22 protein-coding genes are annotated in these 26,560 nt (G+C 63.0%); 20 read left to right on the plus strand and 2 right to left on the minus strand.

Features of this window, described 5'->3' with window-relative positions; all coding sequences use genetic code 11:
• Positions 1–191: 191 nt before the first annotated feature.
• Positions 192–2,033 (plus strand): diguanylate cyclase domain-containing protein, encoded by a 1,842-nt coding sequence (locus C1878_RS00220; RefSeq protein WP_114599718.1) that lies wholly within the window; start codon positions 192–194, stop codon positions 2,031–2,033.
• Positions 2,034–2,118: 85 nt separating this feature from the next.
• On the opposite strand, the gene galE is transcribed toward C1878_RS00220, so the two are convergent.
• On the minus strand, positions 2,119–3,249 hold the full coding sequence (gene galE / locus C1878_RS00225; RefSeq protein ID WP_114599719.1) for a UDP-glucose 4-epimerase GalE: 1,131 nt from the start codon (positions 3,247–3,249) through the stop codon (positions 2,119–2,121).
• Positions 3,250–4,022: 773 nt separating this feature from the next.
• Here galE and C1878_RS00230 point away from each other — a divergent pair.
• Positions 4,023–5,435: a phosphoglucosamine mutase gene (locus tag C1878_RS00230; protein ID WP_114599720.1), complete on the plus strand. Its 1,413-nt coding sequence runs from the start codon at positions 4,023–4,025 to the stop codon at positions 5,433–5,435.
• Positions 5,436–5,674: 239 nt separating this feature from the next.
• Here C1878_RS00230 and C1878_RS00235 read toward each other — a convergent pair whose 3' ends face one another.
• Positions 5,675–6,133: a hypothetical protein gene (locus C1878_RS00235; protein ID WP_199519254.1), complete on the minus strand. Its 459-nt coding sequence runs from the start codon at positions 6,131–6,133 to the stop codon at positions 5,675–5,677.
• A gap of 138 nt (positions 6,134–6,271) precedes the next feature.
• Here C1878_RS00235 and C1878_RS00240 point away from each other — a divergent pair, with 138 nt between their 5' ends.
• From C1878_RS00240 to C1878_RS00320, 18 genes are all read left to right on the plus strand, one after another.
• Complete coding sequence (locus tag C1878_RS00240; protein WP_114599722.1) at positions 6,272–6,526, plus strand: dynein gamma chain protein; 255 nt, start codon at positions 6,272–6,274, stop codon at positions 6,524–6,526.
• Positions 6,527–6,535: 9 nt separating this feature from the next.
• Complete coding sequence (gene nikR / locus C1878_RS00245) at positions 6,536–6,958, plus strand: nickel-responsive transcriptional regulator NikR (protein ID WP_114599723.1); 423 nt, start codon at positions 6,536–6,538, stop codon at positions 6,956–6,958.
• A gap of 289 nt (positions 6,959–7,247) precedes the next feature.
• A complete protein-coding gene (hypE, locus tag C1878_RS00250) occupies positions 7,248–8,270 on the plus strand; it encodes a hydrogenase expression/formation protein HypE (RefSeq protein WP_114599724.1) in 1,023 nt (340 codons plus the stop codon).
• A 190-nt stretch (positions 8,271–8,460) separates the two neighbouring features.
• Positions 8,461–8,649 (plus strand): 4Fe-4S binding protein, encoded by a 189-nt coding sequence (locus tag C1878_RS00255; RefSeq protein ID WP_114599725.1) that lies wholly within the window; start codon positions 8,461–8,463, stop codon positions 8,647–8,649.
• 695 nt (positions 8,650–9,344) lie between these two features.
• On the plus strand, positions 9,345–11,255 hold the full coding sequence (gene dnaK / locus C1878_RS00260) for a molecular chaperone DnaK (RefSeq protein WP_114599726.1): 1,911 nt from the start codon (positions 9,345–9,347) through the stop codon (positions 11,253–11,255).
• 4 nt (positions 11,256–11,259) lie between these two features.
• Positions 11,260–12,033, plus strand: a complete 774-nt coding sequence (locus C1878_RS00265; RefSeq protein WP_114599727.1) for a nucleotide exchange factor GrpE — start codon at positions 11,260–11,262, stop codon at positions 12,031–12,033.
• A 66-nt stretch (positions 12,034–12,099) separates the two neighbouring features.
• Positions 12,100–13,056: a DnaJ C-terminal domain-containing protein gene (locus C1878_RS00270; protein WP_114599728.1), complete on the plus strand. Its 957-nt coding sequence runs from the start codon at positions 12,100–12,102 to the stop codon at positions 13,054–13,056.
• Positions 13,053–13,445, plus strand: a complete 393-nt coding sequence (locus C1878_RS00275) for a heat shock protein transcriptional repressor HspR (RefSeq protein WP_080144125.1) — start codon at positions 13,053–13,055, stop codon at positions 13,443–13,445. Before C1878_RS00270 ends, C1878_RS00275 begins: the two co-directional genes overlap by 4 nt.
• A 52-nt stretch (positions 13,446–13,497) precedes the next feature.
• The gene (gene clpB / locus C1878_RS00280; RefSeq protein ID WP_114599729.1) at positions 13,498–16,158 is read left to right on the plus strand and encodes an ATP-dependent chaperone ClpB; all 2,661 of its coding nucleotides are present in this window, start codon (positions 13,498–13,500) and stop codon (positions 16,156–16,158) included.
• A 179-nt stretch (positions 16,159–16,337) separates the two neighbouring features.
• Positions 16,338–16,475, plus strand: coding sequence for a hypothetical protein (locus C1878_RS16660; RefSeq protein WP_167510306.1), 138 nt, complete (start codon positions 16,338–16,340; stop codon positions 16,473–16,475).
• 50 nt (positions 16,476–16,525) lie between these two features.
• Positions 16,526–18,064 carry a TrkH family potassium uptake protein gene (locus C1878_RS00285; protein WP_114599730.1) on the plus strand — a complete coding sequence of 513 codons (1,539 nt, stop codon included), beginning with the start codon at positions 16,526–16,528 and terminating at the stop codon, positions 18,062–18,064.
• Positions 18,061–18,702: a hydrolase gene (locus C1878_RS00290; RefSeq protein ID WP_147272876.1), complete on the plus strand. Its 642-nt coding sequence runs from the start codon at positions 18,061–18,063 to the stop codon at positions 18,700–18,702. Before C1878_RS00285 ends, C1878_RS00290 begins: the two co-directional genes overlap by 4 nt.
• Complete coding sequence (gene rsgA / locus C1878_RS00295) at positions 18,702–19,700, plus strand: ribosome small subunit-dependent GTPase A (protein ID WP_199519255.1); 999 nt, start codon at positions 18,702–18,704, stop codon at positions 19,698–19,700. Before C1878_RS00290 ends, rsgA begins: the two co-directional genes overlap by 1 nt.
• 105 nt (positions 19,701–19,805) lie before the next feature.
• Positions 19,806–21,461 (plus strand): DUF3365 domain-containing protein, encoded by a 1,656-nt coding sequence (locus C1878_RS00300; protein ID WP_114599733.1) that lies wholly within the window; start codon positions 19,806–19,808, stop codon positions 21,459–21,461.
• A gap of 48 nt (positions 21,462–21,509) precedes the next feature.
• Complete coding sequence (locus tag C1878_RS00305) at positions 21,510–22,217, plus strand: response regulator transcription factor (RefSeq protein WP_114600088.1); 708 nt, start codon at positions 21,510–21,512, stop codon at positions 22,215–22,217.
• 369 nt (positions 22,218–22,586) lie between these two features.
• Complete coding sequence (locus C1878_RS00310) at positions 22,587–25,067, plus strand: molybdopterin-dependent oxidoreductase (protein WP_158539632.1); 2,481 nt, start codon at positions 22,587–22,589, stop codon at positions 25,065–25,067.
• Between the two features lie 15 nt (positions 25,068–25,082).
• A complete protein-coding gene (locus C1878_RS00315; protein ID WP_114600089.1) occupies positions 25,083–25,703 on the plus strand; it encodes a 4Fe-4S dicluster domain-containing protein in 621 nt (206 codons plus the stop codon).
• A 143-nt stretch (positions 25,704–25,846) separates the two neighbouring features.
• Positions 25,847–26,560 (plus strand): molecular chaperone, encoded by a 714-nt coding sequence (locus tag C1878_RS00320; protein WP_114599735.1) that lies wholly within the window; start codon positions 25,847–25,849, stop codon positions 26,558–26,560.

The raw sequence follows: 26,560 nt of genomic DNA on the forward strand, positions 1-26,560 counted from the left end.
AACGCGAACCGCCGCCCGTCCCGCCGGCACGGCAGGGGCGGGCGGCGCCGCGTAACGAAACGAGACCGCTTTTTCGGCGACCTTGTTTTTTCAATCCGCCCGAGGCATACTGACGATTCCGTGATGCAGCCGACGGCTGAAAAACCTTGCGTTTTCGGTCGGCTGTTCGATAGCGAGGAAGAATCCACCGGATGGGAGAACGCGACAACACGTTGGGCGGGCGGCGCGCTCGTCGGCGCTTGTTCGATTCTCCTCGCACCATCGCTGTTTTCGGCGCATCGATCCTTGTCGCGGGCCTCGTCGTGTACGGGGTGTTCGCTGCTTACTCGTTGTCGCTCAGCAACGAGTTCTACAAGATGTCGAGCGAAGGGATGAACGATTTCACCACGGCGCAGAAAGTCGAAGTGGAATCGTCCATGAGCGAGATCCGCAATACGATATCGACTATAAGAACGTTGGCGGAATCGTCGGACATCGACCCTGAAGGAGCGGTGTTCACGGAGTTTTTGGAATCGTGGAACGAGCGTGGATCGTACCGGGTGACGTATTCCTCTATCGCGTCGCTCGAAGCAGGGATCGACGCCTCCTCGGAGCAGGACCTTGAAACGCTGGACAAGATCGAGGCCGGCGACGACGTGGCGTCGGACGTGCGCAAATCAAACCGATTGGGCGGGTATTTCTACAGCATCGCCGAACCGGTGAAGAAGAACGGCGAGGTCGTGGGCGTGCTGCGCAGCGTGGTGAATGCGCACAGCCTCATCGAAACCAAGCAGATCAAGTCCCAGGTCGCGCTTCTGGGGTCCGTGCTCATGAAGGGCAACGGGACTATCATCACCGATTCGGACGAATCGGAGTTGTACGACGGCCTCAACTTGTACGATGTGCTGCGCGATAACGGATTTTCGGATTCTGTCGTGCAGGAGATGCGTGCGAACGTCGAGAACGACAACGACGTCGCCACGGTGCCCATCGGGCAGCGCGACGGCAAGATGCTGTTCTTCACCTCCGTGAGACTCAGCGTGAACGATTGGACCATCGTCAACATCACCCAAGAGAACACGATCGCCGAATACTCCCAGGTTATTCTGCGCGACACCGTGATCGCCGGAGCGGCGCTCGTCGCCGTCAGCGCCGTTGCGTGCATCGCGGTCGCTCTCGTCATAAGCCGCTTCCGCCGACGCGCGTTACGGGAGGCCGAGCGCTACGCCGTGCTTGCGGAGTTTTCCGACACGGTGCTGTTCGAATACTCCTACGTCGACGATGTTTTGGAGCTTACCCCCAACGCCCGCAACGTGTTCTCGCTCGACGGTCTGCGGCGGGAGCGCTACTTGGAGCGGAACCTGACGCTCGTCGACTTCCACGAAGACGATCTTGCCGAGATCGATGAGGTGCTGAAGAATCCGTCGCCGCCGGGAGAGACGCGCGAGGCCACCGTTCGCGTGCGCGTGCTCTCCGGCGAGTACCGTTGGTTCTCCATCACTTTCCGGTACCTGTACGAAGGGCCCGAGCCGTACGCCGTCGTCGGGAAGATGGTCGACGTCACCCAGCAGCACGACCTGGAGGAGCAGCTTACCTTGCGTTCTCAGGTGGACGGCCTGACAAAGGCTTTGAACAAGGTCACCGCCGAGGAGAAGATCGCCGAGGCGCTCGCCCGGTGCGACCGCGGGCTGTTGTTCGTGATCGACGTGGACCGCTTCAAGCAGATCAACGACCGGTGCGGCCACAGCATGGGAGACAGGATGCTCGTCGCCATTGCGCGGGCGCTGTTCGACGTGTTTCGGTGCGACGACCCCGTCGGGCGCGTGGGCGGCGACGAGTTCGTCGCGTTCGTTCCGGGTATCGACGACGAGGACGTCGTGTCGGCGAAGCGGGAGGCCCTTCGCGAGCGTGTCGCGGCCGTATCGCGCGACTTGGGCGTGCCGGTGACTCTGAGCGTCGGCGCGGCGCGCCACCCCTCCGAGGGGTCGACGTACCAGGAGCTGTTCGATGTTGCCGACCGCGCCATGTACCAGGACAAACGGAAACGCCGATAGGCGGAGTTCCTGCGAAAAAGAAAGTCCCGGTCGATTTGGCGGACCGGAGCTTTCCTCGGGGCGGCGCGCGGCGCGCGTTCGGACGCTAGGCCGTTGCGTAGCCGTCCGGATTCTGCGACTGCCAGCGCCAGCCGTCGGCGCACATGCGCTCAAGGTCGTATTGGGCCGTCCAGCCAAGCTCCTCGCGCGCTTTGTCGCAGGCGGCGTAGTTCACCGCGACGTCGCCTGCGCGGCGCGGCTTCACTTCGTAGGGAAGCGTTTTGCCGCACGCGCGCTCGAAGGCGTGGATGACGTCGAGCACGCTCGAGCCCGTGCCCGTGCCCAGGTTGAAGATGCCCACGCCGCGCCGCGTGCCGTCCGCCGCCGGTTCGCCGGCGAGGGTGCCGAGCGTGTCGGCTTTGCCAGTTCCCACTTTGCCGCCCATCCAGTCGAGCGCCGCCACGTGCCCGCGCGCCAAGTCGACCACGTGGATGTAGTCGCGCACGCCCGTGCCGTCATGCGTGGGGTAGTCGTCTCCGAACACGCCCACGCGCTCCAGCTTGCCCACGGCCACCTGCGCCACGTAGGGCAGCAGGTTGTTCGGGATGCCCTTCGGATCCTCGCCGATCAGGCCGCTCTCATGCGCGCCGATGGGGTTGAAGTAGCGCAGCAGCACGACGTTCCACTCGCCGTCACCCACGTACAGGTCGGTGAGCACCTGCTCCAGCATGCTCTTCGTCTGGCCGTAGGGGTTGGTGGCCTCGTGCTTCGGGCAGTCCTCGGTGATGGGGATGAACTCGGGTTCGCCGTACACGGTGGCGCTCGAGGAGAACACGATGTTCTTCACGCCGTGGTCGCGCGCCACGTCGCACAGCACGAGCGTGCCGGCGAAGTTGTTCCAGTAGTACTCGAGCGGTTTCTGCACGCTCTCGCCCACGGCTTTGAAACCCGCGAAGTGGATGATGGCGTCGATGTCGTGCTCTTCGAAAACCTGCGCGAGCGCTTCGCGGTCGAGCACGTTCGCCTCGTAGAAGGCGAGCCGATCATCGTCCACGCCGGTGATGCGCCGCACGCGGTCGAGCGCGACTTCGCTTGAGTTGCTCAGGTCGTCTACCACGACAACGCGGTATCCCTGGTTCAGCAGCTCGACGCACGTGTGGCTGCCGATGAAGCCCGCCCCTCCGGTGACGAGCACGCAGGTGTCGGCATGGTCCTTCGCAAGGCTCTTGTTCGCCATGGCTTTCTCGCTTTCGTTTCCGGCGCCGGCCGCCGCCGCGCCTGAGCTTTTCCGTCGCAGCAATTGTAACGACAACAAGGCGGGGGAGGAACGCTCTCGCCGAAAGCAACATAGTAGTTTACATGGGACGACGCTTGTGCAACACGTGTCAAGAATATCTTTATCCGAATATAAAGATATTCTTGACAAAGTATAATTCATCAGATAAGATATGCGTCGAGCAAGAGAAAAACTCCTCCCTCTTTCTCTCTTCACTCGTCCAGATCGAGGCCGCGCTCCCCCCTGCGGCCTCGATCTGCGTCCAGCCTCGTTTCACGTGAAACATTCCAGCAGCGCGTCAGGCGCTCTGAACCTTTTCGGCCCCGCTCTCGTGGCTCTTCGATTTTTCGGGTGCAGATACCCTGATGGCAATTTTCGATTTTCAATTTCCGGGTACCGGTTTTTCGAAGCGCGGTTTTGGTACCGTAAGAACAACGGCAGATTTTCGAGTGCGCGCTCGAAAAGTGCGCGCTCGAAAAAAGACGGTGAAATCAACAGTCGAAAAACGACGATATTTTTTTGATTGCGGAAAGCGGTTTGAAAAATCGAGTTGTCCCGTTTAGATTCGCTTCGCTTCAGAATAACTCAACCTCTTTTGATAATGCTCGATGATGATCCTGCATCGACTTGGCAAGATTCGGCCGCGTGGCGAAGCCTTTGACTATAATACGAGAGCATGACGGGCGCGCATCATCCGCCCGCCTTCGAAGTTTCCCGTGCGGAAAGGACAACCTGTGGCAGACATACACTTCGGCACCGACGGATGGCGCGCCATCATCGGCGAAGACTTCACGGACGACAACCTGGTGCGCGTCGTCGACGCGGCGGCCCGCATTTTCAAAGAGGATGCGGTCTCGGCCGGGCGCCCGGCCGATGCTCCCGGCACCATCATAGTAGGGCACGACTGTCGTCGGGACGCGCACGCCTACGCGCGGTTGGCGGCCGAAGTCGCGGCGGCCCACGGTTTCAACGTGCGGCTCACGCAGGACTACTGTCCCACGCCCACGCTGTGCTGGTCGGTGGCGCAGGACGCCGACGCGGTGGGCGGCATCATGCTCACGAGCAGCCACAACCCGGCCGAGTACCTGGGTGTGAAGCTGCGCATGGCCGACGGCGGGGCCGCTGGTAAGGACTTCACCGACCGCGTGGAGGCCGTGCTGCCCGAAACCGCCACCGACGCGCGCGGGGCTTGCGAGGAAGTCGACCTCATGACCTCCTACCTCGACACCCTCAAGCAGGGCGTCGACGCGGACGCCATCCGCAAGGCGGGGCTGCGCGTGGTTGTAGACCCGCTGTACGGCGCGGGCCGCAAGCACCTCGCCGGGCTGCTGCGCGATCTGGGCGTGGAGGTGTGCGAGATCAACAACGCCGAGGATCCCACGTTCGACGGCCTGCACCCCGAGCCCATTCCGCCCTGGGTCGACCGCTGCATCGCCAAGGTGCCCGAGCTGGGCTTCGACGCCGGCTTCATCAACGACGGCGACGCCGACCGCATCGGCGCGGTTGACGAGCACGGCAACTTCGTGAACCCGCACCGCATCATCACGCTGCTCGTCTCCCATCTGGCCGAGGACAAGGGCCAGCACGGCCGCGTGGTGTCCACCATCACGGCGTCGGCCATGCTCGCGCGCCAGTGCAAGCGCCTGGGGCTGGAGCTCACCAGCACGCCGGTGGGCTTCAAGTGGATCTACGCCGAGATGGAGAAGGGCGACGTCATGCTGGGCGGCGAGGAGTCCGGCGGCATCGGCATCCCCAGCCACGTCATGGAGCGCGACGGCCTGCTCATGGCGCTGCTTCTGGCCGAGACCATGGCGCAGCGCGGCATGAGCCTGGGCCAGCTGGTGGACGACATGTTCCAGAAGGTGGGCAAGCTGGAGTTCGAGCGCCGCGGCCTCAAGATCACCGAGGAGCAGATGGCGAACTTCCGCGCCAGCGTCGTGCCCGGCTACGCGCCCGACGAGGTGTGCGGCAAGAAGGTCGTGGACGTCGACCGCCGCGACGGCGTGAAGTTCTACCTGGAAGGCGACGCATGGGTGATGATGCGCCCCTCCGGCACCGAGCCGCTCGTGCGCGTGTACGCCGAGGCTGAGACGGTGGACGAAGTGCACGACTTACTGGACGCCGCCGAAAAAGTGGTGACCGCGTAAACGAGCGTATCGGGAAGGCACCGGCGGCGGGGCGGTCCCGCGCCCTCGAAGTGCAGTGGGCGCGAGGTTTTTGCGTAGGGACGGACTTCTGCCCGCCCGGCGCCTGAACGCTTGAAGAAGACTGAACGATGCGGCGAGCGCGCGGTGCGCTCGCCGCATCGTTTTCAAGGGGTCTGCGCCGGTGCCGCGCCGGGCGGGCAACGGCCTGTCCCTACGGTCAACCTGCCGCGGGCCCTAAGCTAGCGCTCGCCGAACCTCGGCAGCTTCTTCAGCAGAGCCCATGCGGCCTGTTTGCTTTGCGCGTCGCCCAACATGCTCTCGAACGACGCGAACGCCACGGCGTCGCGGCCGAACAGGCGGCAGGGCGCGTCGACGGGGACGTCTTGCCGGTACGCTCCGCCGAGCGCCCGAGACGCCACGGCGTCCGCAGCGATAACGACCAGCGGGTCCAGTCCTTCCACCAACAGGAACAGCGCCTGGCCGTCGAGCGCCGCATCTCCATCGGCGCCTTCCGGGTGCAAGATGGCGTACGTGCAGCATGCGTGGCCGTATCCCAACGCCGACGCCGAGCTCTCAAGGGCCCTTCGCGCCTCGTCGCCAAGCGCCCGCATCGCCACGATGCACACCGTGCCGGAGCGTGCGCCCTCGAGGTAGGGCGCGAACAGCTCCCGCGTCTCTTCGAGCGTCGCCTCGTACATGTTACCTTTTGCGGAAATTTTCACACTGTGCCTTGCAGTCGCCGGACTTTCCACGTATAACGATCATGATAACAAGAACGAACGGAAACGGCGATGCGCGCCTCGGCGCCCGCCGTAAAACGATACAGGAGGCAGCTTATGTGCACCAACGGAGTGAACACCGGGCAGTTCGAGCAGATGATCGAACAGATCGACGACCATGTGAAGCTGGAGCGCCGCTGGGCGCACACGCTAGGGCACATGGCGGGCGACGCCGGCTTCGCCACCGTGTCCGAGAAGATGCATGCCGCCCAAGCGATGCTCGACGACGTGCGCGCCCTGCTCGACGAGGCGAAAGACGCGCTGGAAGACGATGCCGACGCCGCCAGCAACGTTACCGTCAACCTGGTCTAGGCAGCGTTCATGAGCAACGACCTCATGCGATTTTCGGTGGCGATGCCCGAGGATCTGCTCGTGCGATTCGATCGGCTCGTCGCGCGTCGCGGCTTGGCGAAGAATCGCAGCGAAGTGGTGCGCGACCTCGTGCGCGACGCGCTCGTGGAGGAAGAGTGCGCGACGCCGGGCACGGAGGTCATGGGCACGCTCACCATCGTGTTCAGCCACCACGCCAGCGACCTGCAGGAAAAGCTGCACGCCATCCAGCACGAATACCTCGACTCCATCGTGTCTTCCATGCACGTGCACCTCGACCAGCACAACTGCCTCGAAGTCATCGTGCTCCGCGGCGAGACGGGCCTCGTGCAGGACATAGCGAACCTCATCCTTGGCACGAAGGGCGTGAAGAACGGCCGTCTGGTGGTCACCACCACCGGACAACATATATAGATGTGGAATCGTCCTGAGCGAACGTCCTAGGTTGTCATCCTGAGCGGAGGCGCGAAGCGCCGGAGTCGAAAGGATCCCGTGCGGCGACAGCAGTAGAGCTTCCCGCTGTCGCCGCACGGGATCCTTCGTCCCCGCTTCGCGGGGCCTCCCTGCGCTCGCTTCGCGTGCTCGGGAGTTCGACAGTCCACCGGACTGTCGAATGCTTCGCTCGCTCAGGATGACAACATGGCGGCTTCGCTCGCTCAGGACGACAACTTGGCGCTAACGTACGTTAAAAGATTGGAGCAATATGGACACCACGGTCATGCTCGGCCACGGCAGCGGCGGTACGATGATGAAGCGCATCATCGACGACGTGTTCTTCGCCGCCTATGCGGGCGACGAGCTTCTGCGCGGCGACGACGCCGCGGTGCTGCCGACGCCCGCCCCGGGCGAGCGGTTGGCGTTTTCCACCGACAGCTTCGTGGTGACGCCCCATTTCTTCCCGGGAGGCGACATCGGCCGCTTGGCCGTGTGCGGCACGGTGAACGACGTGGCCACGAGCGGCGCCACTCCGCGCTACCTCAGCTGCGGCTTCATCCTGGAAGAGGGCTTTCCCATCGACGACCTCAAGCGCATCTGCGCTTCCATGGCCGAATGCGCGCGCGAGGCGGGCGTCGCGCTCGTCACGGGCGACACGAAGGTGGTGAACCGCGGCCACGGCGACGGCGTGTTCGTCAACACGAGCGGAGTGGGCACGCTCGCCCCGGGTGTGGAGTTGGGCGGTGCCCAGTGCCGCCCCGGCGACAAGGTGCTCGTCACCGGCACGTTGGGCGACCACGGCATCACCATCATGAGCTGCCGCGAGTCGCTGTCGTTCTCGTCCGACTTGGAAAGCGACGCCGCCCCGCTCAACCACCTTATCGCCGACGTGCTGGCGGCCGCGCCGCATACGCGCTGCTTCCGCGATCCCACGCGCGGCGGTCTGGCCTCCACGTTGAACGAGCTGGCCGCGCAGTCGGGTACCGACATCACCGTCGACGAGGACGCCGTGCCGGTGAAGCCGGCCGTGCTGGGGGCCTGCGAGATGTTGGGCTACGACCCGCTGCAGGTGGCGAACGAGGGCAAGATGGTGTGCGTGGTTGCCGCCGAAGAGGCCGACGCCGCGCTGGCCGCCATGCGCGCCAATCGTTACGGCGCCGACGCCGCCGTCATCGGCGAGGTGGCCGCCTCGCAGCCCGAGCGCGGTTCGAAGGTGTTCCTGCGCACGGCGTTCGGCGGCACGCGCATTTTGGACATGCTCGTGGGCGAGCAGCTGCCGAGGATTTGCTAGCTCGTTTCAAAGGCTCTCAGCCCGCTCTTGCAGGTGGCCCGCGACTAGCTGGTGAACATTTTTATACCGCACCCTGAAAAATCGTCGTTTTTTCTTGCATTTGCAGGGAACCATGGTATCTTGCGGGCAGTAAGTTTTTGGGGAAGTTACCCGTGTTTCCGCGGGTTTTTCGGACGAGAAGGAGAATGACATGTCTCACCCGGTTATCGATGCCGATGAGTGCATTGGCTGCGGTATTTGCGTTGACGCCTGCCCGCAGGAAGTGCTCGAAGTGGTTGCCGGCACGGCCGACGTCGTGAACGAGGACGCTTGCATCGCATGCGGCGACTGCGTCGAGGAGTGCCCCATGGGCGCCATCCCGGAGGTCGTCGAAGACTAACGCGCCTTGCAGGACATCCTGCGAAACCGAAACGGCCGAAGAGCCCCCGCTCCCAAAAAGAGCGGGGGCTCTTCGCGTTTTCGACGGCACCTGCGATGTGCGGACGATCGTGATTTTGCAACCGTCGCCGAAACAGAAGCTAGCTTTTTCATTATCCAAAAGTCGAAATTCAAAAAATGGTATGCGAAGTCCTTCAGGACGTCTAAAGACGAAGGTCGAGGTGCGATAGACGAAGCTCGGCACGAAGCACAGGAACTGCGCCCGCTCGAATGGCGTACGCATGTTTCACGTGAAACGCACGGCTCCTTTTCATCAAAGTTCTATTCACCCCCACGTGATCCGATGGCTCGTTTCTTCATCCGTCGCACACATAGAAACCGTTCGGGAGTCGTGCGGTAAACGAACGCATGCAGAAGGCGTAACGCTCGCCATCGTGCCGCCCACGCCCCTTCTGCATGAGTATAGTTTTGATTGTTACAAAACATCTACATGGATATGTGAAATAACTTGACAACGAGAGACTTAGATTATATAGTGCAAAACGTCGAAAGAAGATTGAGCGGCAAAGAGGTCAACGCCGTCGCCCGATGTTCGGACGGCGAAAGGTGCGCCCCGGCGCGCCTCTTTGCATAGAAAACGAACCTCAGAGCACGACAAAAAACTAGGTAACAACTCCAACAGAGAGGAACAGGATAATGGCTAAGATTCTCGGCATCGACTTGGGCACCACGAACTCCGCCATGGCGGTCATGGAGGGCTCCGAGCCCGAAATTCTCGTGAACGCGGAAGGCGACCGCACCACGCCGTCCGTGGAAGGTTTCCGCAAGGACGGCGAGCGCGTCGTCGGCAAGGCCGCGAAGAACCAGGCGGTCACCAACCCGGAGAACACCGTGTCCTCCGTGAAGCGCTTCATCGGCCGCTCGTACGACGAGACGCCGGAAGAGCGCAAGACCGTGAGCTACAAGCTGCAGAAGGGCAAGGACGGCCGCGCGGTCGTCGACATCGACGGCAAGGACTACACCCCGGAGGAAATCTCCGCCATGGTGCTGCAGAAGCTGAAGAACGACGCCGAGAAGCAGCTCGGCACCCCGGTGACGCAGGCCGTCATCACGGTGCCCGCGTACTTCAACGACGCGCAGCGCCAGGCCACGAAGGACGCCGGCAAGATCGCGGGCCTCGAAGTGCTCCGCATCATCAACGAGCCCACCGCGGCGGCGCTGGCCTACGGCCTTGACAAGACGAACAAGGACGAGAAGATCCTCGTGTTCGACCTGGGCGGCGGCACGTTCGACGTGTCGGTGCTCGAGCTGGGCGACGGCGTGTTCGAGGTCGCGGCCACCGCGGGCGACAACCACCTGGGCGGCGACGACTGGGACCAGCGCATCATCGACTGGCTGGCCGACAAGTTCAAGGCCGAGAACGGCATCGACCTGCGTCAGGACAAGATGGCCCTGCAGCGTTTGAAGGAAGCTGCCGAGAAGGCGAAGATGGAGCTGTCCTCCACCACGCAGGCCAACATCAACCTGCCGTTCATCACGGCCGACGCCTCCGGCCCGAAGCACCTGGACTACACGCTGACGCGCGCCGAGTTCGAGCGCATCACGAAGGACCTGCTCGACCGCGTGAAGAAGCCCGTCGAGCAGGCGCTCAAGGACGCGGGCCTGGCGGCCGGCGACATCGACGAGGTCATCCTCGTGGGCGGCTCCACCCGCATGCCCGCCGTGCAGGACATCGTGAAGAAGCTCACCGGCAAAGAGCCGAACATGTCCGTGAACCCCGACGAGGTCGTGGCCATGGGTGCGGCTGTCCAGGGCGGCGTTTTGGCCGGCGACGTCGAGGGCATCCTGCTGCTCGACGTGACCCCGCTGTCGCTGGGCGTGGAGACCATGGGCGGCGTCATGACGAAGATGATCGACCGCAACACCACCATCCCCACGCGCAAGACCGAGATCTACTCCACGGCCGCCGACAACCAGACGTCCGTCGAGGTGCACGTGCTGCAAGGCGAGCGCCAGATGGCCGCCGACAACAAGACGCTGGGCAAGTTCCAGCTCACCGGCATCCCGGCCGCGCGCCGCGGCGTGCCGCAAATCGAGGTCACGTTCGACATCGACGCCAACGGCATCGTGAACGTGTCGGCGAAGGACCTGGGCACCGGCAAGCAGCAGCAGATCACCATCTCCGGCTCCACCGCGTTGAACGACGACGAGGTCGAGCGCATGGTGAAGGACGCCGAGCAGCATGCCGAGGAAGACAAGAAGCGCAAGGAAGAGGTCGAGATCCGCAACAACGCCGACGCTCTGGTGAACGCCACCGAGCAGACGCTCGCCGAGGTGGGCGACAAGGCCCCCGAGGACGTGAAGAGCGCCGCGCAGGAGGCCATCACCGAGGCCAAGAGCGCGCTCGAGGGTTCCGACCTGGACGCCATCAAGGCTGCCACCGAGAAGATGCAGCAGGCGGGCTACAAGCTGGCCGAGGTCGTGTACTCCACGCAGGGCGCGGCCGACGGCGCCGCCGCTGCCGCCGCCGAGACGGCTCCTGCCGACGACACCATCGAGGCCGATTACGAGGTCGTCGACGAGAACGACGGCAAGGAAGGGAAGTAACGCCATGGCCAAGCCGAGCACACCCTCGCCGGGGCGCTCGCCGCGCGGCGAAGGCAAGAACATCCCTATCGAAGACACGCGCGGAGGGGCCGAGGAGCCTCGGCCTTCCGCGAACCCCGCAGACACGGGCGCCGGCTCCTCTTCCCCCTCCTCTGAGCCCGGCGCCACCGCCCAGGCGGCCGACCCGAACGGGCCGGCCGCGGGCAGCGACGCCGAGCGCATCGTAGCCGAGGCGGAAGCCGCTCTCGAAGGCGAGCCGATGGATGCCCAGCCGACCGACAGCGAGCAGGTGGCTGCCGCGAAGGCCGAGGCCGCGGAGTGGCAGGACAAGTTCCTTCGGCTGCATGCCGAGTGGGACACGTACCGCCGCCGAACCACGGAGCAGCGCGAGATGGAGAAAGCCCGCGCCGCCGAGAAGCTGGTGTCGAGCCTGCTTCCCGTGCTGGACGACTTCGAGCGAACCATCGACTACGCGACGAAGAACGGCGAGCAGGGCCTGCTGGACGGCGTGAGCGCCGTGCATACGAAGATGGTCGACGTGCTTAAGAAGGACGGCGTGGAGATCATCGACCCGCAGGGCGAGGCGTTCGACGCGCTCGAGGCGCAAGCCGTTGCGACGGTCGACGACGCCGGCGTTCCCGACGAGACGGTGGCCGAGGTTTACCAGAAAGGTTACAAGATGGGATCGAAGGTCTTGCGACCAGCCATGGTGACCGTGACCAGCGGAGGTCCGAAACGCGAAAAGACGCCTGACGAGGGCGGAAACGATAAGAAATAGAGGCAGGCGGAAGCGGGCGGATATAAGGCCCGCTTCTGCTTCATGAGAGTAAAGGAGGTGGAGCGCATGGCGGCGACTCCCGACTATTACAAGACGCTGGGCGTTCCACGCACGGCCACGGCCGACGAGATAAAGAAGGCGTTCCGCAAGCTCGCCCGCACGCACCATCCCGACACCGGCGGCGACGAGGCGAAGTTCAAGGAGCTCAACGAAGCCTACGAGGTTCTGTCCGACGAAAAGAAGCGCAAGCTGTACGACCAGTACGGAACCGCGAACGAGAACCAGATCCCGCACGGATGGGGCGGTGGCGGCAACGTGAACGTCGAGGACATCTTCGGCGGCGGAGGCGGCGGGTTCGGCAGTTGGGCCGACATCCTGGAGAGCATCCGCCACGGCGACGGCGCCTTCGGCAGCGATTGGGACTTCGGAGACATGTCGGGCTTCGGGGGCGGCGCACGTCAGCCGCGCCCGCGCAAGGGCCAGGACATGAACGTGACGCTGAACGTATCGTTCGACGAAGCTTATCAGGGTGCCGAGAAGCTGGTGACCGTGCGCGTTCCCGGCAGAGCCGACAAGGAAACGCTCACCGTTAAGATCCCGGCCGGCGCCGTGGACGGCGGCCGGCTGCGCTTCAAGGGCAAGGGCGGCCCCGGCGAGAACGGCGGCGCGGCGGGCGACCTGCTTATCACGACGAAGATCGAAGAGCATCCCTATTACGCCCGCAAGGGCGCCGACGTGGAGGTGAACGTCCCCGTGACCGTTGCCGAGGCGGCCTTGGGCGCCAGCATCGTGGTGCCCGCGCCCGACGGCACGAAGGTGCGCGTGAAGGTGCCCGCCGGCACGCAGGACGAGACCGTGCTCAACATCAAGGGCAAGGGCGCCCCGCGCGTGAAGGGCGAGGGCTCGGGCGACTTGAAGGTGAAGATAGACGTGCAGGTGCCGAAGAGCATGAACGACGGCCAGAAGAAGGCCATGGAGGACTTCCTGGCGGCCACGACGGACGACGTGAGGAGCTGGCAATGAACGATCGGAACGACCGCAACCGGCCGCTCTACATGATAAGCGTGGCGGCCCAGCTCGCCGGCGTGCATCCGCAGACGCTGCGCACCTACGAGCAAAAGGGCCTCGTCACGCCGCAGCGCACGAGCGGCAACACGCGCATGTACTCGCAGGCCGACATCGAGCGGCTCGAGCTTATCAACGAGCTCACCGGCGAGGGCATCAACCTGGCCGGCGTCATCCGCATCCTCGACCTTCAGGGTCGCCTGGACGAGCGCGACACCGAGTTGGACGACCTGCACAAACGCGTGCGCCGCTTGGCCGACCGCGTGCACGAGCTGGAAACGCGCGAAAGCGTGAACTCCCTCGTGCGCGCGTCCGACATAACCACGGCCCTGCGGCGCTTACCGTAACCACTGCATTCTCGGCTTTTGCCATTGGACGAAAGCGAAGGAGGAACGTTATATGAACATGGGCAATCTGAACAAATTGGCCCTTACCGCGCAGGAGGCCCTGCAGCAAACCATCACCATCGCCTCCGAAGCGGAAGCTTCTCAAGCGGAGCCCATCCACATGTTGAAGGCCCTGCTGGAGTCGAAGGAGAACAACCTGTCCGCCATCATCAAGCGCATCGGCGCCGAGCCGTTCCAGCTGCTTGCCAACGTGGACGACGAGATACTGCACATGCCGAAGGTGAGCGCCAGCGGCGGCATGATGATGAGCGGCGTGCCGGGCCCGGCGCTCATGAACGTGATCGACAATGCCGTGAAGATCGCCGAGAAGCTGGGCGACAGCTACGCCACGAGCGAGCATCTGCTCATCGCCCTTTCCGAGGACAAGGGCGCGGCGGGCAAGATCCTCAACGTGGCCGGCGTGACGCGCAAGACCATCGAAGCGGCCTACGACGAACTGCGCGGCGACACGCGCGTGACCGACCAGCAGAACAAGGTGCAGTTCGAGGCCTTGGAGCAGTACGGCCAGAACCTCACCCAGCAGGCTCGCGAGGGCAAGCTCGACCCGGTCATCGGCCGCGCCGAGGAGATCCGCCGCACCATCCAGGTGCTCAGCCGCCGCACGAAGAACAACCCCGTGCTCATCGGCGAGCCCGGCACCGGCAAGACGGCCATCGTCGAAGGCCTGGCCCAGCGCATCGTGGCCGGCGACGTGCCCTCGTCGCTCAAGGACCGCGACATCGTGGCGCTCGATTTGGCCTCCATGGTGGCCGGCGCGAAGTACCGCGGCGAGTTCGAGGACCGCTTGAAGGCGGTGCTGCGCGAGGTGAGGCAGAGCGAGGGGCAGATCATCCTGTTCATCGACGAGCTGCACACCATCGTGGGCGCCGGCTCCACCGGCGACAGCTCCATGGACGCCGGCAACATGCTCAAGCCCGCCCTCGCGCGCGGCGAGCTGCACGCCATCGGCGCCACCACGCTCGACGAGTACCGCAAGTACATCGAGAAGGACGCCGCCTTGGAGCGCCGTTTCCAGCCCGTGCTGGTGACCGAGCCCACGGTGGAGGACACCATCGCCATCCTGCGCGGTTTGAAGGAGAAGTACGAGATCCACCACGGCGTGCGCATCACCGACGCCGCCATCGTGGCCGCGGCCGAGCTCTCGAACCGCTACATATCCGACCGCTTCCTGCCCGACAAGGCCATCGACCTTATGGACGAGGCCGCCAGCCGCCTGCGCATCGAGATCGACTCCATGCCGGAGGAGGTGGACGCCGCCGACCGCAAGCTCACCCAGATGCAGATAGAGGAGCAGGCTCTCATGAAGGAGAGCGACGAGGCGTCCAAGGAGCGCCTTGAAGCCCTGCGCCGCGACATCGCCGCAGCCCAGGAGGATTTGGACAAGCGCAAGGCGGAGTGGCAGAACGAGAAGGACGTCATCGAGAACGTGCAGGCCCTCAAGTCCGAGCTTGAAGGAGCCCAGCTCGAGGAAGAGCGCGCCACCCGCGAGGGCGACCTGGTGAAGGCGTCCGAGATCCGCTACGCCCGCATTCCCGAGCTGCAGCGCCGCCTCCACGACGCCGAAGAGGCGCTCAACGTGAAGCAGCAGGACGGCGCCATCTTGAAAGAAGAGGTGTCTGACGACGAGATCGCCGAGGTCGTGTCCACGTGGACGGGCATTCCCGTGCAGAAGATGATGCAGGGCGAGATGGCGAAGCTGGTCGACTTGGAAGAGAAGCTGCACGAGCGCGTGGTGGGCCAGGACGAGGCCGTGTCCTCGGTGGCCGGTGCCATCCGGCGCAACCGCGCGGGGCTTTCCGACCCCGACCGCCCCATCGGCTCGTTCCTGTTCCTGGGCCCCACGGGCGTGGGCAAGACGGAGCTGGCGAAGGCGCTCGCGGAGTACCTGTTCGACAGCGAGAAGGCCATGGTGCGCATCGACATGTCCGAGTACATGGAGAAGTTCAGCGTGCAGCGCCTCATCGGCGCGCCTCCGGGATACGTGGGCTACGACGAGGGCGGCCAGCTCACCGAGGCCGTGCGCCGCAAGCCGTACAGCGTCATCCTGCTGGACGAGATCGAGAAGGCGCACCCGGACGTGTTCAACATCCTGCTGCAGGTGCTGGACGACGGCCGCCTGACCGACGGCCAGGGCCGCGTGGTGTCGTTCAAGAACGCCATCATCATCATGACGAGCAACGTGGGCTCGCAGTTCATCCGCGAGTTCGCCGAGCACAACGACGAGAAGGCCATGAAGCAGGCCATCGACGGCGCCCTGCGCGCGACGTTCCGGCCCGAGTTCATCAACCGCATCGACGACGTGGTGGTGTTCAACGCGCTGAACATGACGAACATCGAGCCCATCGTGGACCTTCAGCTCGAAGAGGTGCGCGATCGCCTGGCCGACCGCCGCGTCACGCTCGACGTGACCCCGGCGGCTATGGAGCACCTGTCCATCGACGGTTACGACCCCATCTTCGGTGCCCGTCCGCTCAAGCGCCTCATTCAGAAGGAGATCGTGGACCGCATCGCCCAGAAGGTGGTGGAAGGCAACCTGCGCGACCGCAGCCACGTGCTCATCGACATCGATGTCGACGGCAACTACGAGTGCAAGGTTGAGCAACCGTTGGAGCTCGACGCCACCGCCCTCGACGACCTGCTGTTGGAGCAATAGCATCCGATTCGACCAAACGGCCCGCAATTCTTGCGGGCCGTTTTTCTTCTCGTCACCTCCGTTTAGGAACGTGAGGAGAGCCCCGATCGCCCGTAGCTGCGTCCTCGCACCATCAAACGTTTCGCGCTGTTGCCGTGCCGGGCGTATCGCGCGCGGGTCTTTTGTACTAGAATACCGGCATGCGCACTTCGAAGCAGAGCATACGGCAACGTCTCGCAACCCCGCTGATCGGGTATGGCATCGTGCTGCTGTTTCTCGTGTGCTTCCTGCTGCTGCTGTGGACGCTCATCATCTTGGTGCGGGTCGTGGCGGGATGAATACGGACTGCCGGGTTGCGCTGCGCGGCGACCTTCGACGGAGATAGGTCATGTGGCAGCGATTCTCCCTCTATGACATACGCGTCATCGGGCACTATCTGGGCGTGCTCGTGCTGTTCTCCACCGTCGCGCTGCTCGTGCCGCTGGTCACGGCCATCGCGTGCGGCGAGTGGGTTCCCGCCACGCATTACCTGCTCACCATCGGTATTTCGCTCATTTTAGGATCGGGGCTGCGCTTCCTGCGCATCGAACCGGGTCGGCTCGGCCGCCAGCAGGCGTTGGCCGTCACGGGCTTCGCGTGGATCGTCCTCGCGTTCGTGGCCAGCATCCCGCTGTTCATGTCGGGCCACTACGCCAGCTACCTCGACGCGCTGTTCGACGGCGTGTCCGGCATAACGACCACCGGCGCGAGCGTCATCATCGACCTCGACCACCTGTCGTACGCCGACAATATGTGGCGCTTCATGATGCATCTGCTGGGCGGCTTTGGCCTTATCGTGGTGGCGCTGTCGTTCGGACTGTTCGGCAAGCGCTCCGGCGCGAGCCTGTACTCGTCGGAGGGACGAAGCGAGCACGTCGTGCCCAACGTCGTGCAAACCACGCAGTTCATCGCGAAGATCGGCATGGGCTTCATCATCGCGGCCACGGCCGTTCTCTCCGTCATGTGCTTGACCATCGGCATGGAACCGCTGCGTGCGGTGCTTCAATCGTTTTGGCTGTCCGTCTCAGGGTTCATGACGGGCGGTTTCGCTCCCATGAGCCAAAGCATCATGTACTACCACTCGTTTCCTATCGAGGTGGTGCTTATGCTTCTCATGCTGCTGGGCTCCATCAACTTCGTGCTGCATTCCGAACTGTGGAAGGGCCACGTCGCCGTGTTCTTCCGCGACCTGGAAATACGCACCATGGTGCTGTGGTTGTCCGTGATGACGTGCGTGTTCGCGGCTTCGTTGTCCGCAAGCTTGAACTTCTCGGACCTGCCGGCCATGCTCAGGCGCGGCGCGTTCATGATCGTCTCGGCATTCTCCACCACCGGCTTCCAGAACATCACCACGAACCAGCTCACCGGCGCCTTGTCGTCGGGCGCGTTTCTGGTGGTGGCCATCCTCATGGCCGTAGGCGGCAGCGGCGGGTCCACGTCGGGCGGCGTGAAGTTCAGCCGCATGGGCATTATCGCGAAATCCATCGTGGCCACCATCAAGGAAGCGCTTGCGCCCGACTCGGCGCGCGTGGTGGTGGCGTACAACCACGTCGGCCGCCGTATGATCACCCCCGAGGTGGTGAAGGAGGCCATGACGGTGTTCACGCTGTACGCGCTCACCTACGTCGTCGGAGCGCTCGTGGGCATCGCGCATGGCTACGATGCCACGCAGGCCGTCTTCGAATCGATTTCCATGGCGTCGAACGGCGGCGTGTCCTCGGCTTTGGCCTCGCCCGGCATGCCGGCCACCTTGGAAGTGTTCTACATCATGCAGATGTGGGCCGGCCGTTTGGAGTTCGTGACGCTGCTGGCGCTCATCGTGGAGATATTCGTGTCGTTCAAGCCGCGCCGCCGTGCGCCTCACGAGCGGGAGAGGGCAGCGCGGTGAGAGCGACGCTCGACAGAATGACGAAAGCCCACGGCGACCCTCGCGTCGTCTTCCGCCTGCACCGTGCGGGCTGGATGTTGGCCGCGTTCGTGGTGGCCGCGTTCGTGGTGGTTGCGCTTTCTCCCCCTGCGGCGTTTGCGGACGATGACGAGAACCTGGTAAACCCCCAGCAGCGGCCCGACAGCTCGTTCATTTACGACACGTCCATCGCAGCCCTGGGCGAAGCCGACGCGTACTACGACAATCAAACCGTGCAGGTGGTGGGCGAAGTTGTCGGCGATAGCATCCGTGAAGGCATGGACGGCCGGCATCGGTGGATCACGCTCATGGCCATCGAAAAAGACTCTGACGCCACGGTGTCCGTGTACATGACCGCTGAACAGGCCGCGAAGATCGACACCTACGGAAAGTACGGCACCACGGGCACGAGGCTTCAGGTGCGCGGTACGTTTCATCTGGTGTGCGCGGAGCACGAGGGGCTCACGGACCTGCATGCCGACATCGTGACGGTGGTGGAGAAAGGCAAACTCCATGAGGACGCGTTCGACGTGAACGCGTTCATCCCGGGTGCCGTTGCCGCAGCGCTTGGTTTGGTGCTTTTGGGCGTGTTCTACTATTTGAGGGAACGGCAGCGCTGATGCAGGGACAGGTTGTCAAGTTGGACCGGGGGTATCCGCTCGTGCGGACGGACGAGGGGCGGCTGGTGCGCTGCGAACACGCTACGGCACTGGTGAAGGGCGAGCGGATGCGCGCCGTCATCGGCGATTTCGTGGAGGTGGACGCTCCCGAAGGCCACGACAAGGGTATCATCGAGCGCATCTGCCCGCGCTCGCGGGAGTTCGTTCGCAAGGACCCTACGGAACGGGCGCTTCCCCAGGTGCTGGCCGCCAACTTCGACCGCGTGCTCGTGGCCCAGCCGCTTTCCGACATGAACTTCAAGCGCCTCGAGCGCGAGCTCGTGCTGGCTTACGAGACGGGCGCCGACGTGTCGGTGGTGCTGACGAAGGCCGATCTCGCCGAGAGCGACGAGGCCGTGCGGTCCGTGCGGGACCGCGTGCACGACTTGGCCGGCCCTACTGCGGAAACCGTCGTCGTGTCGGCCGAGGACCCTGCCAGCGTGGAGGCCGTGCGCGCTCTCGTGCCGCCGGGCACCACGGCGGTGTTCATCGGGAAGAGCGGCGTGGGAAAGTCGAGCCTGGTGAACCTGCTGGTGGGCGACGAGGTGCAGGAGACGGCCGAGGTGCGCGAAGGCGACGGCAAGGGCCGCCACACCACGGTGAGCCGCGAGATGATCGGCGTTCCGGGAGGCGGCTACGTGGTCGACATGCCCGGCGTGCGCGGGCTGGGCTTGTGGGACGCCGACGCGGGCATCGAGGCCGCGTTCTCCGACGTGGAGGGAATAGCCGAGAACTGCCGCTTCCGCGATTGCCGCCATGTGGACGAACCCGGCTGCGCCGTGCGCGCCGCCGTGGAGTCCGGCGAGCTAAGCAAGGCGCGCTTCGCTTCTTACCAAGCGTTGCGACAGGAGACCGTGCAGGTGAAGGAGCGTCGCGAGGAGGCTCGCCGCATGCGCGGCGAAAAGGCGTCCAACAGCGGCAAACCGCGCGGAGGCAACGCACGGAGGAAGAGGCGCTAAGCGTCGATTCGAATCACTGACCTTTTTGCGTATCCCTCTCTTTCGTGATAAAGTCTGCGCGAGCGGGGAGGGGCGGCTGCTTGGCCGCGGTCCGCTGGGGGAGATATGAAAAAAGTCAGCTTGAAGACCATCTACCTGGTCGCGCTTTCAGCGGTGTTCGCCGTGTCGTTCCTCATGTTCGTGCTGTTCGACCTGCACTCGCAGCAACGGCAGACCGAAGCGGCCATGTTGGAGGAGGCCCGCACGTTCGCACGTGAGATGGACGCCGTTTGGCAGTTCATGGACAACTCGCAGCCGGTTATCAACACAGCGGAGGACGGGACGTACGAGTTCAAGGGCTTGCACTGCTCGAAGGTGGGCAAGAGCGTGGGCGCGCTGTTCTCGAAGGGCAGCGACTACACCATACGCTACACCAACTTCGATCCGCGCAACATCCAAGACGAGCCCGACGAGTTCGAGGCGAAGGCGCTCGAGAAGTTCAACGCCGACGCCGCGGTCACGGAGCACTACGGGGTGACCGACTTCCAAGGGGTCGAGCGGTTCCGCTACGCGCAGGCGCTCGAGGTGGACAAGAGCTGCTTGGAATGCCATGGAGAGCCGGCGGGCGAGATCGACATCACCGGCAAGGCGAAGGAAGGCTGGACGCTCGATTCCGTGGGCGGTGCCATCAGCATCGTCATCCCGCTTGACCAACAACAGCAGGCCATGCGCGACAACGTGGTGCGCGACGTGGCGTACTTCCTGTTCATCACGCTGCTCATCGGCGCCGTGGTGTACGCGGTGACCACGTTCTTCGTGTTCCGCCCGCTCGACCGCATGAAGCTCGCTTTCGCCGACATGGGCGAAGGCAGGTTGGCCGTGTCGTTGGACGATGCGCAGGCCGCTCGGGAGATCAGCCGGCTCATCGAGCGATTCAACAGCACGGCGGCGGAGCTCCATACGATTTACGACCACTTGGAAGAGCAGGTGGCGAACCGCACGGACGAACTGCGAAAGGCGAACGCCGCGCTCGAGCGGCAGCGCGACATCTTGGAGCGCCTCAACGGCGATCTTGCGAAGGAGACGCAGTTCAAGTCCGACCTGCTGTCCATGGTGAACCACGAGTTGCGCACGCCGCTCACGTCCATCATCACGTTCGCGCAGATATCCCGCGAAGCGTGCCCGCCCGAGCGCGAGAGCGAGCGCCACTCATGGGAGGAGATCGAGAAGAACAGCCAGATCCTGCTGGCCATGATCAACGACATGCTCGATATCGCCCGCTCCGACGCGGGCAGCATCCGCACGGCGTGCGAGCCTATGGATTTGGGCGACATCGTGTCCTCGGTGAGAGGAACCATGACGCCGCTCGCCCAGAAGTACGAGGTGGCGTTCCGCACGCGCGTGGCGTCCGACGTGCCGCTGGTGAACGGCGATTTCGAGAAGACGCAGCGCATGCTGGAGAACCTTGCCAGCAACGCCATCAAGTTCACGCCCGACGGCGGCACCGTGGAGCTGCGCGTGGACGTGGGAGGGGACGGCGACGTTCGCTTGCGTATGATCGACAACGGCATCGGCATCGCGCCCGAGGACCACGAGCGCATATTCGAACGGTTCTTCCAGGTGGACAGCACGTCCACGCGCAAGTACAACGGCAGCGGCCTGGGACTGGCGCTCGTGCGCGAGTACGCGGTCGTGCAGGGTTTCTCGGTGTCGGTGGAAAGCGAGCTGGGACAGGGAAGCACGTTCACGATCATCATACCGTCCGACGCGATAGTCGGCTAAAGGGAGGAGCGCACGCGGCGGCGCATGCGCCCGAAGGGGGAATGCGACATGTACAAGGTCATGCTCATAGACGACGAGGACAATCTGCACGAGGCCATCGAAAAGCTGCTCGTGCAGAACGGCTACGAATTCTGCGGTGCGAAGGACGGGGAGAGCGGTTTGGCGATTCTGGCCGACGAGAAGCCCGACCTGCTGCTGCTCGACGTCATGCTGCCCGGCATCAACGGGTTCGACCTGTGCCACCGTATTCGCGAGGAAGGACGGCGCATTCCCATCATCTTCCTTTCGGCGAAATGCGACATCGTGGACAAGAGCATCGGCTTCAAGGCGGGCGGCGACGACTACGTCACCAAGCCCTTCAACGCCACCGAGCTGTTGCTTCGCATCGAGGCGAACATCCGCCGGCATAAGGACACCATCGAGTTCGCGCGCTGCTGCAACCGCGAGGGCGTGGCGCGCATCGGCGAATTGGAAGTGCATTTCGACGAGTATCAAGTGCTGGTGGGCGGCGAACCCGTGACGCTCACCACGAAGGAGTTCGAGATCGTGGCGTTTCTGGCGTCGAACCCCGGCAAGGTGTTCACGCGCAACCAGATTCAGGAGTACATCTGGGGCAAGGGCGAGGCGGACGTGAAGACGAACAGCATCACCGTGTTCGTGCGCAAGATCCGCGAGAAGATAGAGGAGAACCCCTCCGAGCCGAAATACCTGCTTACCGTGCAGCGGGTTGGTTACAAGATGACCGATGCTCTGTGAGGCTTTCCATGTGGGTGGATGCCTTTAGTTGCACGGGTGCCGACCTCTCGCGGCGACTACCTTTCGGAAAAGCGCATAAACGCCCTCGCATCGGTGCGCAAAATGCTGTGCTAACCGATCATTAATATTGGGTTAACAACTACTTAATCCAAATCTTATTGCCGGTTTATCGTAATTAGCCCTAAAGCTTTATAGAGTGAGATGCAACGAAAAGCTGGGGGAACGAATGGCTTTTCGAACCTTGCCGTGCGGGGGCGGTACACCTTCCCTCCCCGCTCCTCCGCAGGCAAGGCCATTCGAGCTGTCGGACGGGGCGCGCAGCAGGCAACTCGTCCGGCAACATCGGCAAAAGGGAGAGAGGAGCATCGCATGACCGAGACAGCAACATCGCGCGGGTTCTCACGCAGAAGCTTTATCAAGGGGGCCGCGGCCTTGACCGCCGCCGGCGCACTGGTGGGTTGCAGTCCAAAAACGGATGACAAGGACAAAGCGGATCCGGCAGCCGTTGAATCGTCTGATCAAATTTTCTCCGGAACGTGCCGCGGCAACTGCGGCGGGGGATGCTTCCTAAACGTGCATGTGCGCGACGGGCAAGTGGTGCGCACGTCGGCGCGCGATATGCCCGATCCTCAATACAACCGTATTTGCACGAAGGGGCTCACCCATGTCGGGCGCATGTACGGCGCCAACCGCGTTATGTACCCCATGAAACGCGTAGGCGAGCGCGGGTCCGGTGACTTCGAGCGCATCAGCTGGGACGAAGCCCTCGACACCATTGCCGAAAAATGGAAGGGATACACCGAGCAATACGGACCCACCTCCATCATGTTCTTCCTGGGCTCTGGCAACTACGCGGCTCTCAGCGGATCTTGCAACAGCGTGGGTGCGTACCAGCGCTTCGTAAACGTCATGGGCTGCTCGTACTGCAGTCTCGACGTCGACGCAGCCGTGGGCTTCGGCAGCTCGCGCGCCACGGGAGGCATCGACCTGGCCAACGAGCTCACGGATCGCAAAAATGCCAAAACCCAGATTATCTGGGGCAATAACCCCACCATTTCCCTCATGCACACCATGCACTTCTTCTTGGAGGCCAAGGAGAACGGAACGCGGTTCGTCGTCATCGATCCCGTCTACAACGCTACCGTCTCGAAGGCCGATTGGTGGGTTCCCATCAAAGCGGGCACCGACGGCGCTTTGGCCCTGGGCGTGCTGAACGTGCTGCTGGAAAACGGATGGATAGACCAAGGCACGTTGCGCGGCAAAACGAACTGCGGTCTTCTCATCAAGGAGGACGGCGCGTTTCTGCGCATGAGCGATTTGGGAGTGGAGCCCACCAAGGGCGACCCCAACCCGCTGACCGGAGAGCCTACCGTCGTCGATCCGCCGGCAGTGTGGGACGAGGCGGCTGGCAAAGCGGTCGCTTTCAGCGAGACGACCACGCCTGCCCTTGAGGGGGTCCCCGACGTCAACGGCGTCAAGGTGCAGACGGTGTACGAAAACGCCATGGGTTACATTTCCGAGTACCCGCCGGCAACGGCGGCCTCGGTCTGCGGCCTCACGGAAGATCATGTGCGAGAGCTTGCCCGTATATATCATGAGGATGGTCCTGTTACCACTGAGATCATGATGGGCATGAACCATTACCGCAACGGCCACTACAGCGCATGGCCCGTGTACCTGGTTTCCCTGCTTACGGGCAATGCGGGCAAGCCGGGAGCGGCTATCGGCCAATCAGAAGAATATCTTCCGCAGATGCTCTATTCGAATAGCAAAGAGGCATGCAGCCCCACCGACGCCTCGGGCAAACCGTGTCCTGGGCAAGCCAATCTCATTCATACCGTGCAGATCCAAGATGTTCTCGACACAGGCAAGTTCTTGGGCGAGGACCTCGCCATCAAGAGCGCCTACATCCACTGTTCGAATCCGGTGGTCACCATGTGCGATCACGATTACACCACCGGCTGGTTCGACAAGCTCGAATTCGTGGTCGTAGCCGACATGTGCATGACGGAAACGTGCAAGCATGCCGATATCGTCCTGCCTTCTGCACACTGGTTCGAGCAGGTGGATCTGGGATTCTTGTTTTCCACCCACCCCTATCTGCTTTGGCAGGATAAATGCGTCGAACCTCTCGGCGAAGCCAAGCCCGATTTTCAGATATTCAAATTGCTGTGCGAGAAGATGGGCAAAGGCGAATTCTGGGACATTTCCGAAGAGGAGTACCTCGAAACGCTGCTCGATTCCGAATACTGGAAGAGCGTAGGCTGCACGGTGGAGAAACTCAAGAACGACAAGGCGGCCCGCATTTACCCTGAAGGCGACAAGATTGCCTCCGCCGAGGTGTTCGGAACCGAAACCGGTCGCATCAACCTGTATCAGGATACGGTGAAGCGCGCTTACGTGTCCGCCAAGGAAGTCGACGAATCCATCGAGCGCGGTTTGCATTGGGAAACGCCTACGTTTGCGGGCGAGGATCGCGAATACCGCGCCACCTATCCGTATCATCTGCTTTCGGAGCATATGCGCACCCATACCCACACGCAATGGTGGGACTGCGAATACGTGAAGGAGTACGAGCCTGAGCCTATCGTGCGCATCAACCCCGATGACGCGGCCGAGATGGGCATTGCCGAAGGCGACATCGTGAGGCTTTCCAACGATCAAGGTTTCGTTGTCATGAAGGTCGCCATCAACGCGGGTCTTCCGCGCAAGATGATCAGCTCTGCCCGAAGCTGGCAGATAGACGATTTCATCGACGGACACTACGCAAGCCTTCCTTCAAGGGAATACAACCAGGTGTGTGCGAACCAGGCGTTCAACGACGTGGCCGTCGCGATAGAGAAGATGTAGGGAGCGTGGTTGATCATGACGCGTTACGGAATGGCTATCGACATGACCCGCTGCTACGGCTGCCAAACATGCGCCGCAGCATGCAAAGTGGCCAACAATCTGCCGAAAGACCTGGTGTACAATCGCGTGCTCACCGTTGGAGGAACAAGCAACGATTGCGCTGCGGGATCCTACCCCGATTGCACGCTGGATTTCCTGCCAATGCAGTGCCAGCACTGCGATAAGCCGGCGTGCCTCGCTGTATGTCCTACGGGCGCAACACAGCAACGCGACGACGGCATCGTCTGGGTCGACAACGAGCTGTGCATCGGTTGCGAGTCTTGCATCAAAGCTTGTCCCTACGAGGGCGTTCGCACCTTGATCAGCAGTGAGCCCGAATACTACCTCGACGTTGTCGTGGGTGAGTTCGATGCTCCCACGCATAAGGTGGGCACGGTGGAGAAATGCACGTTCTGCCATAACCTCATCGATCGGGGAGAGGTTCCCGCTTGCATGCAGCTATGCCCCGCTCGCGCTCGCTATTGGGGCGATCTCGACGACCCCGAGTCCGACGTTTCGAAGTACCTTGCGAGCCGCGAGGCCACGCTTCTGCAAGAAGAGGATGGAACGAGCCCGAAGGTCAGCTACATTCGTTAAGCCGGCTGTTCATCTGCCCATCTGTGCAAAGTGCGGCAACTGCGGTCGAAGGGCCCCTGCGCTCTGCGGGCCCTTCGACCTGCCTCGCTCAACTGGGATGGCTAGCTGATGATTCGGTAAAGAAGGCAGACGAGGAGGGTCACGTGAACGAGGACGTTTTGCTTCATGCGATAGGCATGGCGGATTCATGCGAGCTTATGTCGGCGGCCTTTGCTTTTCCCGATGAGGATCTGGCAAACGCCTTGTCAAGCGGACTGTTTATGGATGATGCTCTCGCTTGCCTGCTGGATGCCGATGCTGGGGAAACGGCTCTTGGACAAGCTTCGGCGGCCTTGACCGATTTCGCTCGCACGGACGCCGCCGAGCTCATCGAAGTTTTGCGCAAAGGGAACACTATTATGTTCCTAACCCCCGGAAACGACGTACCGGTATGGCCGTACGAGGCCGCGTTTCGCTATACTGCGGAAAACCATCAAGGAGCGCCCTCGTTGTTCCGCTCGGCACGCACGATTGACGTCGAGCGCCACATGCGCGAGGCGGGCGTGCTTCCTAAAAACGCGCGAAGAGAGCCCAGCGACAGCGTTTGGAACGAATTCTCGTTCCTATCGTTTCTCTACGGAAGTCTTGCTGCCGCTCTGCAGGAGGGGCGTGATGGCGATGCCGAGGTTTGGCGTGATCGCATCGCTCGTTTCTGGGACGAGCACGCGTCGTGTTGGCTCTCGGCTTTCATGGAGAAAACGCGAGAAGAGAGTTCTGCTCAAACCTACGGCAAGGAGTACGCTGCGCTAGCTTCGCTGGGCAAAATCGTCCTCTATATGGTTGAAGCCGATGTCTCCCAATGGAAGAACCGAGGGTAA

Source organism: Gordonibacter sp. 28C, assembly GCF_003339845.1.
Lineage (GTDB): Bacteria > Actinomycetota > Coriobacteriia > Coriobacteriales > Eggerthellaceae > Gordonibacter.

What these genes read in the sequence shown, in the direction of transcription:
- dnaK (WP_114599726.1), top strand. Translation starts at nt 9,345, where the DNA reads ATGGCTAAGATTCTCGGCATCGACTTGGGCACCACGAACTCCGCCATG.
- C1878_RS00235 (WP_199519254.1), bottom strand. Translation starts at nt 6,133, where the DNA reads ATGTACGAGGCGACGCTCGAAGAGACGCGGGAGCTGTTCGCGCCCTAC.
- C1878_RS00315 (WP_114600089.1), top strand. Translation starts at nt 25,083, where the DNA reads ATGACGCGTTACGGAATGGCTATCGACATGACCCGCTGCTACGGCTGC.
- galE (WP_114599719.1), bottom strand. Translation starts at nt 3,249, where the DNA reads ATGGCGAACAAGAGCCTTGCGAAGGACCATGCCGACACCTGCGTGCTC.
- C1878_RS00285 (WP_114599730.1), top strand. Translation starts at nt 16,526, where the DNA reads ATGTGGCAGCGATTCTCCCTCTATGACATACGCGTCATCGGGCACTAT.
- C1878_RS00275 (WP_080144125.1), top strand. Translation starts at nt 13,053, where the DNA reads ATGAACGATCGGAACGACCGCAACCGGCCGCTCTACATGATAAGCGTG.
- rsgA (WP_199519255.1), top strand. Translation starts at nt 18,702, where the DNA reads ATGCAGGGACAGGTTGTCAAGTTGGACCGGGGGTATCCGCTCGTGCGG.
- C1878_RS00310 (WP_158539632.1), top strand. Translation starts at nt 22,587, where the DNA reads ATGACCGAGACAGCAACATCGCGCGGGTTCTCACGCAGAAGCTTTATC.
- nikR (WP_114599723.1), top strand. Translation starts at nt 6,536, where the DNA reads ATGAGCAACGACCTCATGCGATTTTCGGTGGCGATGCCCGAGGATCTG.
- C1878_RS16660 (WP_167510306.1), top strand. Translation starts at nt 16,338, where the DNA reads ATGCGCACTTCGAAGCAGAGCATACGGCAACGTCTCGCAACCCCGCTG.
- C1878_RS00220 (WP_114599718.1), top strand. Translation starts at nt 192, where the DNA reads ATGGGAGAACGCGACAACACGTTGGGCGGGCGGCGCGCTCGTCGGCGC.
- C1878_RS00300 (WP_114599733.1), top strand. Translation starts at nt 19,806, where the DNA reads ATGAAAAAAGTCAGCTTGAAGACCATCTACCTGGTCGCGCTTTCAGCG.
- clpB (WP_114599729.1), top strand. Translation starts at nt 13,498, where the DNA reads ATGAACATGGGCAATCTGAACAAATTGGCCCTTACCGCGCAGGAGGCC.
- C1878_RS00240 (WP_114599722.1), top strand. Translation starts at nt 6,272, where the DNA reads ATGTGCACCAACGGAGTGAACACCGGGCAGTTCGAGCAGATGATCGAA.
- C1878_RS00265 (WP_114599727.1), top strand. Translation starts at nt 11,260, where the DNA reads ATGGCCAAGCCGAGCACACCCTCGCCGGGGCGCTCGCCGCGCGGCGAA.
- hypE (WP_114599724.1), top strand. Translation starts at nt 7,248, where the DNA reads ATGGACACCACGGTCATGCTCGGCCACGGCAGCGGCGGTACGATGATG.
- C1878_RS00255 (WP_114599725.1), top strand. Translation starts at nt 8,461, where the DNA reads ATGTCTCACCCGGTTATCGATGCCGATGAGTGCATTGGCTGCGGTATT.
- C1878_RS00305 (WP_114600088.1), top strand. Translation starts at nt 21,510, where the DNA reads ATGTACAAGGTCATGCTCATAGACGACGAGGACAATCTGCACGAGGCC.
- C1878_RS00270 (WP_114599728.1), top strand. Translation starts at nt 12,100, where the DNA reads ATGGCGGCGACTCCCGACTATTACAAGACGCTGGGCGTTCCACGCACG.